Annotated in this window: 16 protein-coding genes; 13 read left to right on the top strand and 3 right to left on the bottom strand. The window is 26.6% G+C overall.

Features of this window, described 5'->3' with window-relative positions; all coding sequences use genetic code 11:
- The first annotated feature begins 102 nt into the window (after positions 1-102).
- The 4 genes from htpG (at position 103) to AVENP_RS10720 (ending at position 4,100) form a co-directional block, all read left to right on the top strand.
- A complete protein-coding gene (gene htpG / locus AVENP_RS10735; RefSeq protein ID WP_128359429.1) occupies positions 103-2,013 on the top strand; it encodes a molecular chaperone HtpG in 1,911 nt (636 codons plus the stop codon).
- Between the two features lie 196 nt (positions 2,014-2,209).
- On the top strand, positions 2,210-2,926 hold the full coding sequence (locus AVENP_RS10730; RefSeq protein WP_128359430.1) for a hypothetical protein: 717 nt from the start codon (positions 2,210-2,212) through the stop codon (positions 2,924-2,926).
- A gap of 12 nt (positions 2,927-2,938) precedes the next feature.
- Positions 2,939-3,418 (top strand): GNAT family N-acetyltransferase, encoded by a 480-nt coding sequence (locus tag AVENP_RS10725; protein ID WP_128359431.1) that lies wholly within the window; start codon positions 2,939-2,941, stop codon positions 3,416-3,418.
- A 100-nt stretch (positions 3,419-3,518) separates the two neighbouring features.
- On the top strand, positions 3,519-4,100 hold the full coding sequence (locus AVENP_RS10720) for a hypothetical protein (protein WP_128359432.1): 582 nt from the start codon (positions 3,519-3,521) through the stop codon (positions 4,098-4,100).
- A 9-nt stretch (positions 4,101-4,109) separates the two neighbouring features.
- Here the strand turns inward: AVENP_RS10720 and AVENP_RS10715 are convergent, their stop codons facing one another.
- Positions 4,110-4,925, bottom strand: coding sequence for a DUF4197 domain-containing protein (locus AVENP_RS10715; protein WP_128359433.1), 816 nt, complete (start codon positions 4,923-4,925; stop codon positions 4,110-4,112).
- A gap of 62 nt (positions 4,926-4,987) precedes the next feature.
- On the opposite strand from AVENP_RS10715, the gene AVENP_RS10710 reads away from it, so the two are divergent.
- The 9 genes from AVENP_RS10710 to AVENP_RS10670 all read left to right on the top strand — a co-directional run bounded on the left by AVENP_RS10710 (position 4,988) and on the right by AVENP_RS10670 (position 12,902).
- Entirely contained in the window at positions 4,988-5,446 is a 459-nt protein-coding gene (locus AVENP_RS10710; protein ID WP_153802243.1) for a hypothetical protein, read from the top strand.
- A gap of 66 nt (positions 5,447-5,512) precedes the next feature.
- Complete coding sequence (locus tag AVENP_RS10705; RefSeq protein ID WP_128359435.1) at positions 5,513-7,033, top strand: cache domain-containing protein; 1,521 nt, start codon at positions 5,513-5,515, stop codon at positions 7,031-7,033.
- Between the two features lies 1 nt (position 7,034).
- On the top strand, positions 7,035-7,718 hold the full coding sequence (locus AVENP_RS10700; protein ID WP_128359436.1) for a response regulator transcription factor: 684 nt from the start codon (positions 7,035-7,037) through the stop codon (positions 7,716-7,718).
- A gap of 71 nt (positions 7,719-7,789) precedes the next feature.
- Positions 7,790-8,746, top strand: coding sequence for a TRAP transporter substrate-binding protein (locus tag AVENP_RS10695; RefSeq protein ID WP_128359437.1), 957 nt, complete (start codon positions 7,790-7,792; stop codon positions 8,744-8,746).
- Positions 8,747-8,750: 4 nt separating this feature from the next.
- Positions 8,751-9,236 (top strand): TRAP transporter small permease subunit, encoded by a 486-nt coding sequence (locus AVENP_RS10690; protein WP_128359438.1) that lies wholly within the window; start codon positions 8,751-8,753, stop codon positions 9,234-9,236.
- Complete coding sequence (locus tag AVENP_RS10685) at positions 9,226-10,560, top strand: TRAP transporter large permease (RefSeq protein ID WP_128359439.1); 1,335 nt, start codon at positions 9,226-9,228, stop codon at positions 10,558-10,560. Before AVENP_RS10690 ends, AVENP_RS10685 begins: the two co-directional genes overlap by 11 nt.
- Before the next feature lie 25 nt (positions 10,561-10,585).
- Entirely contained in the window at positions 10,586-11,320 is a 735-nt protein-coding gene (locus AVENP_RS10680) for a 5-oxoprolinase subunit PxpA (RefSeq protein ID WP_228201888.1), read from the top strand.
- Entirely contained in the window at positions 11,320-11,994 is a 675-nt protein-coding gene (gene pxpB, locus AVENP_RS10675; protein ID WP_128359441.1) for a 5-oxoprolinase subunit PxpB, read from the top strand. The genes AVENP_RS10680 and pxpB overlap by 1 nt, the downstream gene beginning before the upstream one ends.
- Entirely contained in the window at positions 11,991-12,902 is a 912-nt protein-coding gene (locus AVENP_RS10670; protein ID WP_128359442.1) for a 5-oxoprolinase subunit C family protein, read from the top strand. Before pxpB ends, AVENP_RS10670 begins: the two co-directional genes overlap by 4 nt.
- Here the strand turns inward: AVENP_RS10670 and AVENP_RS10665 are convergent.
- Together AVENP_RS10665 and AVENP_RS10660 are read right to left on the bottom strand one after the other, a co-directional pair.
- Entirely contained in the window at positions 12,884-13,693 is an 810-nt protein-coding gene (locus AVENP_RS10665; RefSeq protein WP_128359443.1) for a diguanylate cyclase, read from the bottom strand. The genes AVENP_RS10670 and AVENP_RS10665 overlap by 19 nt on opposite strands.
- Entirely contained in the window at positions 13,690-14,913 is a 1,224-nt protein-coding gene (locus AVENP_RS10660) for an EAL domain-containing protein (RefSeq protein WP_128359444.1), read from the bottom strand. The genes AVENP_RS10665 and AVENP_RS10660 overlap by 4 nt, the downstream gene beginning before the upstream one ends.
- Between the last annotated feature and the right edge of the window lie 10 nt (positions 14,914-14,923).

Raw genomic sequence — 14,923 nt, 5'->3', positions numbered from 1 at the left:
TTATGTAAAAAGTGCTAATTTTAATAAAAACTTTAGCTTACTTTTATAAAGTTGCGATAAAATTCTCTTCTAAAATTAAATAAATTATAGGAGAAATTAGAAATGGCAAAACATCAATTTCAGACAGAAGTAGGACAATTATTACATTTAATGACACACTCTTTATATTCAAATAAAGAGATTTTTATAAGAGAGCTTGTATCAAATTCAAGTGATGCAATCGACAAACTAAACTATGTGAGACTAACTGATGAGTCTTTAAAAGAAGCATTCGCAGATTGGAAAGGTGAGATTAATATCTCTTTTGATGAAGCTGATAAATCTTTAACAATTTCAGACAATGGTATTGGTATGAACGAGGCTGATTTAATAGCTTCTATTGGAACAATCGCAAAATCAGGTACAAAATCATTTGTTGAAGCACTAACTGGTGATGCAAAAAAAGATTCAAACTTAATCGGTCAATTTGGGGTTGGTTTTTATTCAGTATTTATGGTAGCAGATAAAGTAGATGTTATCTCTAAAAAAGCTGGTGAAGAAACTGCGTATAAATGGTCAAGTGATGGAACAGGTGAGTTTGATTTAGCACCAGCTCTAAAAGAGTCAAATGGTACAGTTATTTATATCAAATTAAAAGATGATGAAGTATCTGAGTTTGCATCTAAACACAGAATTCAAAATATTGTTGGAAAATATTCAAATCATATTGCATATCCAATTTTCTTAAATTACAACGAAGAAGTGACTGAAACTTTAAGTGAAGAAGACAAAAAAGCAGGCAAAGAAGCTGCAAAAACAACTGAGAGAAAATACGAAAAAATCAATGAAGCAACAGCTCTTTGGATGCAGCCAAAATCAAAATTAAAAGAAGATGATTATAATCAATTTTATAAATCAATTTCTCATGACTCAAGCGAGCCAATGCTTACAATTCATACAAAAACAGAGGGTGTAAACGAATATACAACACTTTTCTACATCCCAAAAACAGCACCTATGGATATGTATAGAGCAGATTTCCAAAGTGGTGTTAAACTGTATGTTAAAAGAGTATTTATCACTGATGATGAAAAAGAGTTATTACCAACTTATTTAAGATTTGTAAGAGGTATTATTGACTCTGAAGATTTACCTTTAAATGTTTCAAGAGAGATTTTACAAGAAAATAGAATTTTAGCAAATATCAAACAAGGAAGCGTTAAAAAAATCCTTGCTGAAATCAAAAAATTATCAAAAGATGAAGAAAAATATGCTGAGTTTGTAGCTCAATATATCAGACCTTTAAAAGAGGGTGTATATCAAGACCATATGAATAAAGAGACAATTTTAGAATTATTAAGATACAAATCTTCAAAAATTGAAGCTGGAAAAATGACTTCATTAGAAGCTTATAAAGAAAGAGCTGATAGTGAACAAAAAGCAATTTTCTATATCGTTGGAGATAATGAAAAAATCTTAAGAAGTTCTCCACTTTTAGAGTCTTATAACAAAAACAATATCGAAGTTTTAATCTTAGATGATAAAGAAATTGATGATATTATCACTCCAACAATTGGTGCTTATAAAGATTGGGAATTCAAAGACATCACAGCTTGTGAACCTCCAAAAGTTGAGCAATCAGAAGAAGCAAAAAAAGAAGTTGAAGAGAAATTCCAAGACATCACTAAAAAAATCAAAGATAAATTAGGTGATGCAGTTAAAGATGTAAAAGTTACAAATAGATTAAGTGAGTCTCCATCATGCGTGGTAAAAGATGCAGCAGATGCACAAATGGCAGCAATGGCTCATATGTTCAGAGCAATGGGACAAGCAATGCCAGAATCAGCTCCAATCTTAGAAATCAACCCAGAGCATGAAATCGTAAAAAAATTAAACGGTTGCCCTGATGAATCAACAATCGAAGATGTATCTTGGATTTTACTAGACCAAGCGAAATTATCTGAAGGTATGGAAATTACTGATACTGTAGCGTTTGCGAAAAGATTATCAAGAATTACTGCTAAAGCTTTATAAAATAAAAGAACTATTTGCACGCATCTTCGGCGTTGCAAATAGTTTTTTTCTCAATCACGTACTTCATGTACGCTCAATCAAAAAAAACTCTTTGCGCCTTGAATCTACATACAACTAGCTCTTTTAGATAATATATATTTCTATCACTATTTAAGCTATTTAATAATAAAATGTAATCAAAAATGGGGAAATAAAGATGGCAAAAGATAATCCAGCTAGAAGATTATTATTTATTTTAGAGAAAGGTAAAAAATTATCTAATGGTGATAATACTAAGAATTCATGGTTTAATTTATTAGAAATTCAAAATAGAGATGAACAATTATTATTTAGTAAATTAAGTAAAGTTATGAATTTACCTAGTAATATCTTAGAAGATGTAAAAAGGTATCATCCAGAACATTTAGAAATATGTAATAAATCAATTTCAGTAATAAATCATGCTTTATATAATCAAAATTTAAGTGGACAATGGACAACTTTTAATCAACATATTAGTGATGAGATAATAAATTATATAAAATTATTCGCAACATTGCTCGATTATGAATATGAAACAGATCTTATTGAAGAAATGAAGCTTGATGAAATTAGAATTTCTGTAAATGATTTAATTAAAGAAGTTATGAGTTTAGAATTAGATATAAATTTTAAAAGATATCTATTGAGTTATTTAAAAAAAATAATTGATTCAATTGATGATTATAAAATCATGGGTATATCTCCAATTGTTGAATCATTAGAAATTGTATTAGGTCATAATTTTATGGATAAAAAATTTAGTGAGAATATTAAAGAATCAAATCTTAGTGAGAAATTTATTAATATATTAGAAAAATTAAATACTTTAATTGATACAGGAAATAATTTAAGTCAAATTACTAATGGATTAATGGGACTCTTACCAAAATAAAGGAAAATAAAAATGCCCCTAAAAATAAGAAATGCAACCCCAACAGACTCTCAAACAATCTTCAATTTTATAATGGAACTAGCTATTTACGAAAAAGCACCAAATGAAGTAAAAACAACAGTAGAAGAGATTGAAGAATCACTTTTTTCTTCAAATGCAACAGCATATGCTTTGATTTGTGAAGAAGATGGAATTGCTATTGGTTTTGCTGTTTATTTTTACAATTACTCAACTTGGCTTGGCAAAAAAGGTATTTATCTTGAGGATTTATATGTTAGTGAATCAAAAAGAAAAAGAGGTGCGGGAAAAGCTCTTTTAAAATTTTTGGCACAAAAAGCTATTGAAGAAAATTGTGGGCGATTTGAGTGGTCTTGTTTGGATTGGAATACTCCATCACGAGAGTTTTATGAAAGTCTTGGTGCTGTTGCTTTAAATGAATGGGTTGGGTATCGACTTGAGGGCGATGCATTGGTAGATTTTGCAAATAAATAATAAAATTTAATTTTTTTTACACAATTTATGACTATTATCCTTGAAATAAAGAAATTATTTTGCTAAAGTACATTTCTTAAAATAAACTAAAAGGAATAAAATGGGTCTGTTTCTAGATACTTTCACATCAGTTTTTAAATCAATTAAAAAATTATCAAGACCATATTTTAGTCTGGAAGAAAATGATTTAAAATTCAAAATTGATACAGATACTTTTTATAAATTCCCAATTCAAAATGTAGAGACAAAAACTAGATATGATTCGTATGTTTTAGAAGCTTATACTCTAAAAGCAGATAACTTACATATTGAATATATTCATACAGAAGATGATATTTCATGGAATGGTCAAGCCTTATCTTTTTTCAAAGATTTACTAAAAGATAATATAAAAGCAAAATCAATGGAGTTATTAGAACAAATTGAGTTTTCACATTATGAATTTTTAGTTTATAAGATAAATGACTATTTCATTTTGAATATTATTTATATTTATGAAATAGATAAAGAGATTTTTATTATTGATACTAAAGGTGAGCTTTATGAAAATTTATTGAAAAATTTTCATAAAACTTATGAATATAAATTTGAGAGAAAACCAATAGATTTTGAGAGTTTAAATCTTAGTTTAGTAAAAAATAACGCAATGAAAAGTTATTTTACTTTACAAAGTGGGGATTAAGATAAAATCTTATTTCCCAAACACTTGTTTTAGTATTGAACTTGTTTGTTCAACTGGATTTGTTCTAATAGCTGCTTCTTTTTGAGCTATCATTGCAAATAATCCCTCTATTGCTTTATTTGTAACAAAATCATCTAAATTTTCATCAGAATTTCCAGGCATATAAGAATCAACACCTAAACTTTTTGCCATTCCCATAACTCCACTATTATCAACTAACCCTTTTGCATTTGATTTGTATAAGTTATTTACAGCATCATAATAAGTTGCTACTTTGTTCTCTTTCATTGTTTCTTGAATAATAGGAGTTATTGATTTTTTCAAAGATTCTGTTGTATTAGCTTTAAAATAATTTGTTGCAGCATCATTTCCACCTGATAAGATTTTTTGAGCATCTGTAAGTGTCATTTTATCAATTGCGGCCATGAAAATTTCAGCTGTTTTTGGAGCTGCTTTTGTGGCTGCTGTGTTCATTGAGTTTATTAACTCATCTGCCATCTTGCCTCCACCTGCTGACCTTATAACTTTTTCTACATTTGATAGATTATTAGGAAGGGGAATTTTTGCTGTTGTATTATTTAAGTAACCATTATTTGAACCTAATTGTTCAACTGCAAATGTAACTCCTGTTTTTAAAGCTTCTTTCAATCCATTTGAAACTGTAGAATCTGAAAGGTCAGTTTTTGTTGCTGTTGTTGGAGTTGAAGTTGTTGAATTCTCTTTTGAAACGGAATCTACTACACTTTTTGTAATACTTGCTAAATCAAAAGCAAAAGTTAGTGTTGAAGTTAAAAGTAATGTTGAAACGATAATTGATTTTTTCATAATTTTCCCTAATGTTTTGTATTTTATAGATTTCATTATATAATAGCTACTATGTAATGATTGTGAAAAAAGGATACAAAATCGAACTAATTAACGAAATTGCTAATTTTATTTATGGTTTTAAAAATAAAATAGTTGAAGCACCAGTGATTGCAAATGAATATGAAGAAAAAATCTCTTCATTTGCAAAAGAGTTGAAAAATTTAGAATTTGACAAAGAGTTTGAAGAGAATTTTTTGATAATTTTAGGATATTCATATAGACTTGAAGATATTAAGCAAAGACTATTTTTTACTTTTTCAGAAGCAGTTTATGCTATTGATTTAGATAAATTAATGAGAAATGAAGACTCTTTAAAATTAAACTCAATAGTTTATATTTTAGTTTTAGATTCAATCATAAAAGAGTACAAAACAAAAGAGGTAAATATTGAACAAAAACAAAAAGCAGTAGATGTTTATAAAAAAATTGAAGAGCGAAAAGCAGCAGAAAATAAAAAGTATCATATGTATCAATATTAATATCATATAAACTCACTTTTATCTCACCCAGATTTGTTAGAGTAATTTTAAAATATGGAGTCTTTTTTGTTTTCAGAAAGAAATATACCAAAACTTATTATTCTAACACCTATAATAACAGTAATATTAGTAGCCTTTTTTACAATCTACTTTTTTGTGCAGAATCAAAATAATTATTTTGAAGAAGAGAGTATTAGAGTAGAAAAAGAATATATTCAAAGACAAGAGAATATTCTTAAAAAAGAGGTTGACAATATAGTGAATTATATTGAATACCATGTAAATCATAATACAAAATTAACTCAAGATGAACTACAAAATGAGATTTTAAGATATACAGAAACTATTAGATATGGTAAACATGGATATATTTGGATACATGATACAAACTATTATTTAAAAGCACACCCTTTTAGACCAGAGAGCCTTAATACCTATGATATAGACTTAAAAGATGCTATGGGAAGTTTAATTACAAAACAATTTATTGATGAATCTATAAAAAAAACAGATGGTGTATTTATAGAGTATTATTGGCAAAAACCACAAGAGTTACATTTCTCAAAAAAACTTGGATTTTTCAGACTTTATAAAAATTATAATTGGGTAGTTGGTGCTGGACTTTATATTGATGATATTCAAAAATCAATTTACGAAAATAAAAAGTTATTAGAAGAGCGAATTGATAAATATATCAGACTTGTTGTTTTTATATCTTCTTTAATCATCTTATTTATTGGAATAATCTCGTTCTTTATGTCAAAAAAAATTACTGAAGTTTTTGCAAAGTATCAAGATAATGTTAAGAAAAAAGAGCTTTTACTTGAAGATATAAATAAAAACTTAGAGTTAAAAGTACAAAGAGCAATTGAAGAAGTTCAAAAAAAAGATAAAGCAATGCTTCATCAATCAAGACTTGCAAGAATGGGAACAATGCTCTCTATGATAGCTCATCAATGGAGACAACCATTAAGTGAAGTTGCTGGAATTTTGATGGAATTAGAAACAGCCACAAAATTTAAAAAAGTAGATGATAATATGATTTTAGAATCTGTAAAAGAATCAAATAAATTAATTCAATTTATGTCATATACAATAGATGATTTTAGAAACTTTTTTAAACCTGATAAACAAAAAGTATATTTTTATATTGAAGACTCTTGTTATGAAGCAATATCTTTAATTAGTGCTTCAATTAAAAACTATAATATAACTTTACATAGAAAAATCAGATGCAATTGTGAAATTTATGGATATAAAAGAGAATTTGCTCAAGTGTTATTAAATCTAATGTCAAATGCAAAAGATGCTTTAATTCAAAGAAATATAGAAAATCCAAGAATTGAATTAGAAGTTGATTATGAAAATGGTTACTCAATAGTTATAATAAGAGATAATGCAGGTGGAGTTGAAAATGAATATATGGATTTGATATTTGAACCATATTTTACAACTAAAGAGAGTCTAAAAGGTACAGGACTTGGACTTTATATGTCAAAAATGATTATAGAAAAAAATATGGGTGGAGAATTAAGCGTTGAAAACACAAGTGATGGCGCAATGTTTAAAGTAAAAATCAAGGCTTAAAATGGATGATATTATTGAACAATTAAAAAATTATACTCTTTTGTGTGTAGAAGATGAAGAGGGAATTAGAAAAAGGTTAGTAAATACTTTAAAATACTACTTTGCAGAAGTTTATGAAGCTTCAAATGCAGATGATGGATATATTTTATATTATGAACATAAACCAACAATTATAATTTCAGATATTGAGATGCCCAAAAAAAATGGTATTTCAATGGTTCAAGATATTAGAAAAGATGATTTAAATACAATTATTGTTATGTTAACTGCCTATTCAAGTGAAGAATATCTTTTAAATTTAATAAATCTAAATATTAATCATTATATTTTAAAACCAGTAACAGCAGAAACTCTACTTCAAGGAATAATAAAAGCTTTTGGAAATAGATTAGAAAATAAAATAAAGTTTTGTGAAGATATTTATTTTAATTTAAAACATAGAGAACTTTATTATAAAGATGAGGTTGTGAGCTTGAGAAAAAGAGAAAAAGATTTTTTATTATTGCTACATGAAAATAAAAATAGGATTTTAACTTATGCAATGATTGAAGAGTATATTTGGAAAGATAAAACTATGAGTATGAGTGCTTTAAAAACTTTTATTAAAGAGTTAAGACAGCGATTACCAAAAGATTTAATTACAAATATAGCACTTGAGGGATATAAACTAACTTCTTTTAAATAAATTTTAAAAACTCACCTATTACTCACTTGAAATTATTATGATGTTTTTATAATAAAACCAAGGAGTTTAACATGTTAAAAAAATGTCTAATAATAGCAACACTAGCAAGTGCTTTACTCGCAACTGATGTGAAGATGAATTTAAATGCGAAGTATGGAGCTACAAACTTTCATACAATGGGTGCTCAAAAATATGCTGATTTAGTAAAAGAATATACAAAAGGAAGTGTTGATATTACTATTCACTCAGGTTCTTCTTTAATCAAAGGAAATCCTTTAAAAGCTGTAAAAGATGGAACAGTTGCCATGACTGATATGTTTATTCCATTTACAGCAGGTGGAGGGAAAGTTTTTGGAATATCTGCTTTACCTTTTATTGCTACATCTTATGAAGATGCTTATAGACTTTATCAAATTTCAAAACCAGCTTATGAAAAAACTGCAAAACAATGGAATCAAAAACTTTTATATAGTGTAACTTGGCCAGCTTCTGGTTTTTACTCAAATAAACAAATGAGATCTATAGAAGATTTTAAAGGCGCAAAAACAAGAACATATGATAAAAATTCTGCTGATTTTGTAAATGGAGCAGGGGGAAATGCTGTTGCTTTACCTTGGGGAGAAGTATATTCAGCTTTAAGAACAGGAATGGTTGATTCTGTTATTACTTCATCATCATCGGGAAAAGATGGTAAATTTTGGGAAGTATTAAGTAACTACACAAAAATAAATTATGCTTATCCTTTACAAGCAGTTACTATAAATCTTGATTACTGGAATTCATTGGACAAAACTCAACAAGATGCTATGTTAAAAGCAGCAGCAGAAATAGAAAAAACTCAATGGGAAGCTGTAAAAATTGAAGACAAAGAGTCTCTTGATATGATGGCTCAAAATGGAATGAAAATTTCAGAAACAAGTGAGCAATTAAAAAGTGACTTAAATAAAATTGCTTCAAAAATGTTAGATGAATATTTGACAGATGCTGATAATGAAACAAAAGAAATTTTCAAAGAATATAGAAAGTAAGCAAATGCAAATATTTTATAAATTTATAAATAAGCTCTCATTGTGGGGAGCTTATTTAGGCGCAATTGCCTTAGTTTCTTTAACATTGTTAATCTTAACAGAAATTTTTATTAGATATTTTTTTAATATGTCAACAATGATTGCAGATGAATATAGTGGATATTTATATTTAGCTTCAATTTTTCTAGGTTTGGCTTATACATTTAATGAAGATGCCCATATTAGAATTAATATTATTACTTCAAAAATGAGTGAAAAATCAAATAGATTGATTGATGTAGTTTCTGGAAGTTTTACGATTGTGATTTTACTTTTTGCATTTTATAGAACGATATTATTTACTTATGACTCTTATTCTATGGATATGCTTTCAGAGTCAGTTTCAGCAACTCCCTTATATTTGACTCAATTAGTTATGCCTTTGGGAATATTAATTTTTATTTTAAGTGTTTTAGTTTTTGTATTAAGAAGGTTAAAAAATGATAAGTGATCCACTAATTTTATCTATAGTTATAGTATTTGTAATGTTTGTTTTTTTATTGTCATCAATTTGGATTGGAGTTTCTCTTATTTTAACTGGAATTGTGGCTATGCTGATTTTTGATTCACAGTTACCACCTATGATTTCAATATATGATAAGATAGGGGATTTATTGGCTTCATCTATGTATGATTCATTAAATTCATGGTCACTAGCTGCTTTACCTATGTTTATTTTAATGGGAGAGATTTTATATAAATCATCAATTTCAACTAAACTTTTAAATGGTTTGATGCCTTGGTTAAATTTTATTCCTGGAAAATTATTACATATAAATGTAGCTGCTTGTTCTTTATTTGCAGCAGTTTCAGGTTCAAGTGCAGCAACAACTGCAACAGTTGGAAAAATAACGCTTGATGAGCTTGAAAAAAGAGGTTATTCAAAATCTTTGGCATTAGGTTCACTTGCTGGAAGTGGGACACTTGGTTTTTTAATTCCACCATCTTTAATTATGATTATTTATGGTGTATTGTCTGATGTCTCTATTGGAAAGTTATTTATGGCAGGAATATTACCTGGCTTAATGCTTGCAACTTTATATTCATTTTATATTATGATTGTTTCAAAAATAGATAAAAGTGTAGTTCCAACTGATGAAAATGAGTATGTATTAAAAGATTTTATAAAATCTTTAGAAGAGTTATTCCCAATATTATCTTTAATAACTGTAGTTTTAGGTTCTATTTATGGAGGAATTGCAACTCCTACAGAAGCTGCATCATTGGGTGTTTTAGGTTCAATTATATTAGCAATTTATTTCAAAAGTTTCTCTTTAGAAGTATTTAAAAACGCATTATTAAACACAATGAAAACATCTGTAATGATAAGTTTTATTATTGTTGGTGCTGGATTTTTATCTCAAGTTATAGGCTTTTTAGGAATTGCAAGAGCTATTAGTGAATATATTGGAACGTTAGGATTAACTCCTATGATGTTAATTTTAATCATTGGAATTATGTATATTTTTCTTGGAATGATACTTGATGGTATTTCTATTGTTGTTATGACTTTACCAATTGTTTTGCCAATTATTGTTCTTGCTGGATTTGATCCTTTATGGTTTGGTATATTTTTAGTATTTATGGTTGAGTTATCTCAAATTACTCCACCTGTTGGATTCTCCTTATTTGTAATACAATCTATTAGTGGTGAAAGAATAGAATATATACTAAAAGCTACCTTACCATTTTTTATTTTAATGATTGTTGCGGTTGTGTTGATAACTTATTTCCCACAAATCGTGCATTTCTTACCAAATTATATGATAAAATAGGAGTAAATTAATGCAAGGCGATGATATGAAAATAAAATTAAATTGTGATATGGGCGAGAGTTTTGGTATTTGGAAGATGGGAAATGATGAAGAAATTATGCCACTTATTGATATGGCAAATCTAGCTTGTGGTTTTCATGCTAGTGATGCACTTACAATGAGCCGATCTGTAATATTAGCAAAAAAATATAATGTATCTATTGGTGCACATCCCTCATATAATGATTTATTAGGTTTTGGAAGAAGAACAGTTTTATGTTCCCTTGAAGAGATAAAATCTATGGTTTTATATCAACTAGGAGCGCTAAATGCTTTTTGTAGAGCAAACGGTGTAGTTCTTTCTTATGTGAAGCCTCATGGCGCTTTATACAACGATATGATGCGAGATGAGAATATTTTTAAAGCAATTTTAAATGCGGTTTCATCATTTAATAAAAATATTAAATTAATGGTTTTATCCGGTCCAAAAAATGAAGAGTATGAATATACAGCAAAACTTTATGACATGAAATTACTTTTTGAAGTATTTGCAGATAGAAACTACAACGATGATGGAACTTTAGTTTCAAGAATGGATGAAAATGCTGTACTTCATGATGAATTAGAAGTTGTAAATAGAATAGTTAATCTAAAAGATAAAGGTTATTTATATAGTGTAAATGGTCAAAAACTATTTTTAAAAACTGATTCTGTTTGTGTCCATGGGGATAATGATAAAGCCTTAGAATTTATTAAACTACTTAGAAAAGCTTTGTACTAATGATTTTTAGAATAGTAAATGTAGATTCGCTGATTATCTATTTTGGAGATAAAATAGATGAAGATATTGCACTTAAAATTAAAAAGATTTATCATAGTTTACGAAAGTTAAACCTTGATGGACTAATAGAAATCATTCCATCTTATACTTCTATTTTTATTACTTTTGATATTTTTAAATATGATTTCGAAACTTTAAAAAATATAATAGAGCAAAATATAAACTTAGATATACAAGAGAATTTTGATGAAAAGATTATTACAGTTGATGTTTATTATGGAACTGAAGTTGGATTTGATTTAATTGATATGAGTTCTAAAACAAAACTAAGTATTGAAGAAATTATACAGATTCACTCAAATAAACTTTATGATGTTTATGCAATTGGATTTTTGCCAGGTTTTGCATATCTTGCAAGTGTGGATGAAAGAATTGCATTGCCAAGACTTTCAACTCCTAGAAAAATAGTTCCTAAAGGAAGTGTAGCAATTGCAGATACACAAACTGCAATTTATCCCCAACAAAGTCCAGGAGGTTGGAATATTGTAGGTAAAACTGTTTTTGAGCTTTTTGATAAAAAACTAGATAATTTATCACCCTTAAATGTGGGAGATAAAGTAAAATTCAATCCTATTTCTAAAGAAGAGTTTTTAAATAAAGGAGGTATTTTATGAGCTTAGAAGTTATAAATAATCCTCTTTTTGTAACTATTCAAGATAAAGGAAGATTTGGATATTCCCATATTGGAGTAACTTCAAGTGGTGTAATGGATGAATATGCTTATTTTTGTGCAAATCAGTTATTGAAAAATTCTTTAGATACAAATATTTTAGAAATTGCATTTTCAAATGTAGTTTTTAAAGCAAATTCAAATACTCAAATAGCAATTACAGGTGCTAGTTGTGAATTTTTTATAAATGATATTCCCAAAGATTCTTGGAGAAGTCACAATATTAAAAATGGTGATATTATAAAAATTGGGAAAATCTTATCTGGAAATAGGGTATATTTAGCTGTTTTTGGTGGCTTTAATATAAAAAAAGAGTTTGGAAGTAATAGTGTTACAATAAAAGAAAATCTTGGTGGAATAGATGGGAATAAGTTAAAAAAAGGTGATATTTTACCTTTTGAAAATTATGTTTCTACTCATACTGTTCGCCTAAAAAATGAGTTTATTCCAAAATATGAAGATGAGTTAACTCTTAGAGTAATCTTTTCATATCAAGAAAATCATTTTTCAAAAGAAGAGAAGCAAAAATTTTTAAATTCAACATATTTAGTTACAAATGATTTTAATAGAATGGCATGTAAATTAAGTGGCGAAGCAATCAAATGTGATATAAATGGAATAATATCAGAAGGTATTGCTTTTGGAAGTATTCAAATCCCAAGTGATGGGCAACCTATAGTTTTATTAAAAGATAGACAAACAATTGGTGGTTACCCAAAAATTGGAGTTGTTTTAAATTTAGATTGTTTTAAATTATCACAAGCTAAAGTAAATACTAAAATAAGATTTGAAGAAATATCTTATGCAGAAGCAATTCAAAAGTCAAAAGAGTTTTATTTCTCTTTTTTATGAGTTAATAATTTCTCAAAAACCTCTTTTGATTCTTCTGCTTTTTCAAATGAGCAAATTTTGAACTCATATTTAGCTTTTATAAATAGTCCTGAATTACTTTTTAAAGTAGTATTTGACAATAAATGTTCTAAATTGAGGATAGAATCAATAATACTTTTTTTATCTTCTTTTTCTTCAATTACGATAAAAATTAGAAACCTATTTTCATTGTATCTTACTATTTTGAAATCAATATTTTCATCTTTTAATTTTTGTTTCATAAACTTAACTGCAAAAATAAGTAAGTTATTTGCTAATAGTTCACCATACTCTTTTTGAATATATGAATAATCAATAACATCAGTTAAAACACAAAGGCCATATTGTTGGAATTTTGCATTTTCATCTAAAAATTTTCTATAAATCCATTTTTTATTAAAAGTATTTGTTAAATCATCTAAAAAAAGTTTGTCATTTAGATTTTTTACTTCATGCTCTAATTCAAGCATTTTTTTATAAATATCAACTAATGAACTTACATCTTTATTTAATACAGCATTTGTTGCATCTTTTGTATTTTCTTGCAATAACACCGTACTTTTTGCGATAATATCCATATATTTTTCAATGGTTTGAAAATCATCTGATATTAACTGATGAATTTCAGTTTTGAAGTTTTCATCATCTAAATTTATCTCTAACTCTTTTGCATGATAGTTAAATCTATCAAAATAAGTTGAGGGAAGGATAATATTATTATTTAAAAGATCATTTATTGTTAAATCTGTTATTTTTTTTAATTCTTGTTTCAATTTAGTTCTCCAAATAATTCTTGAATACTTTTAGGTTTTCCAATATAGTAACCTTGAGAATAGTCAATTTGCGCATTTTTTACATATCTTAGAATTTTTAAGTCACATACGAATTCAGCAACTACTTTTATATTTTGTTGTTTTGAAAATAAAACAATACTTTTTATTAGGTTTAAATATATAGCTTCATCTATTTTTTTTATAAGTGAACCATCTATTTTTATATAATCAATATTTAAATTTAAAATATTTTCATAATTAGAAAAACCTGTACCAAAATCATCAATTGCAATTTTTACACCAAGTTTTTTTATCTCATTTATGAAATTATTTACCATATCAAAATTATTTACTTTCTCACTTTCAAGTATTTCAAGGGTGAGATACTCTCCAATATTATTACTTTTTATCTTAGAAAGAAGAGTCTTTTTTATTTGTGGATTTAATATATCTGTATAATCAAGATTTATGCTCACATGAATTTTGTATTTTAAAATATAAATGATAATTTTATCAATCAAAATTTCCATAAGTTTATTATAAAGTCTGCATTTTTTTGCTTTATGAATGAAAATATTAGGCATAATTATATGTTCATTTTTATCAAATATTCTCATTAAAGCTTCGTATTTAACTACTTGATTTGTATTATTATCCATAATAGCTTGAAAATATGGTTCAACTAAATTATTATCAATATTATAATTTAAAATTTCAAGAAGATTTTCGTTTATAAAGTCGTTTTGATATAAAAAAGAGTCATAATATGTGTAATGAATATAATTTATTTTTGCATTATGAAGTGCTTTTTCTGCATAAATTTTAAGATTTTTATCACTACTTTTTGCACAGCCAATAGTAACATCTATATTTATTGTTGAAGAATTATCTAAAAGTTGAAAATTATTAGAAACAACATTTTCATAAATGAGATTTTTTATTTTTATTATTTCTTCAATACTAAGATTATCGTAGATTAATATTTCAAATACGTCAGTGTGAATATTTTTTATTCTTACTTTGACATTTCTTTTTAAAACTTTTTTGATTAGTGCTTTTGTTTTGTGAGTGAGTATGTTATCTAGTTGCTTTATTATTGAATCACCATTTTTAAAATTATAAATAGCATTTAAATCTTTCATATATAAAATATCAATTAAAAAAATAGTTTTAATATTATTTTTATTGAAAAAAATATTTAATAATTTTTGTAGCAACACAACAAAAGCC

The sequence above is a fragment of the Arcobacter venerupis genome (assembly GCF_013201665.1).
Lineage (GTDB): Bacteria > Campylobacterota > Campylobacteria > Campylobacterales > Arcobacteraceae > Aliarcobacter > Aliarcobacter venerupis.
This window is presented reverse-complemented; position numbering and strand designations above follow the sequence as displayed.